Raw genomic sequence first — 944 nt, forward strand, 5'->3', positions numbered from 1 at the left:
AGGCGTAATCATAAATCTGCTCAAAATCTTCGCAATCAGCCAGTAAGCCGCACAGCACCAGCCAAATAATATCGCTTAGCTCGTGTAGACAGCGCCCCTCCACCCGATAGTCCGTTACCTGCCAAAAGAAATCCGCTACTTCTTCTTCCATCCCCAAAGGTCGCTAACTTACCTTTTGGTGCTTTTGCCCTGCTTACCTATATGAGTAAAGAGAAGGCACCACGTAAATAGCGCAAAGCGGCATCGGCCAAAGGAATCAACTCTACCTACTCAAAGTGGGGTAGAAGCAGGTACGCTAATCCCCACAACGAACCCTAAGGCAGACTGGCTACCCACACAAGTCGCTACGGCACCAAGGCATAAATGATTTTCTGTGCGCATGTACCCACAGCCAAGTCTTATAGGTAAGCTTGAGTTGGCTGCTACCCCCCATTGAGTAGGCAGTAGATGTAGCCTGAAAGTTCAGCAAGGGTAATGCTGGGTGCGTACGCGTACATAAAGGGGTAGGACATACCGTCGTCACGCAGCCTGTTAGGCGTTTGTATCCGTCTAGGAAGCTTGGTAAAGGCTGTTCGCTAGGTTGCCTTATTTGCCATTTGCCAGTAGTTGTTGTGTTTTTGCTATAAATTTTCAAATCATAATAACCTGATAAACAAGCCTTCAAAATCCTTTCGAGTCTATGGCCGTAATAGTTTACCGGACCTTTTTTTGGGAAAAGTTTGCAGCGTCAGAAAAAGTCAGTACTTTTGCACTCCCAATCCGAAAGGGAATGGGCAAGCAGCCGAATCAATCAGAAACGCTGCTGAAAATTTTTAAAAGAAAAATTTGGAAGTTTAAAAAGTATTCGTACCTTTGCACTCCCAATCGCAAACAAGGCTTGCAAACGGCAAGCCAGGGCTAATAAAACAGCCCACCAAGTCGCCTCAATAGGAAGCGGCACATGT

Annotated in this window: 1 protein-coding gene; it reads right to left on the reverse strand. The window is 46.3% G+C overall.

From position 1 onward, the window contains the following. Positions 1–151: transposase family protein (locus tag E4631_RS27185; RefSeq protein WP_135318615.1), on the reverse strand; the 151-nt coding region annotated here is incomplete at its 3' end. Positions 152–944 lie beyond the last annotated feature (793 nt).

This window comes from Hymenobacter sp. UV11 (genome assembly GCF_004684095.1).
In the GTDB taxonomy this organism is placed as follows: Bacteria; Bacteroidota; Bacteroidia; order Cytophagales; family Hymenobacteraceae; genus Hymenobacter.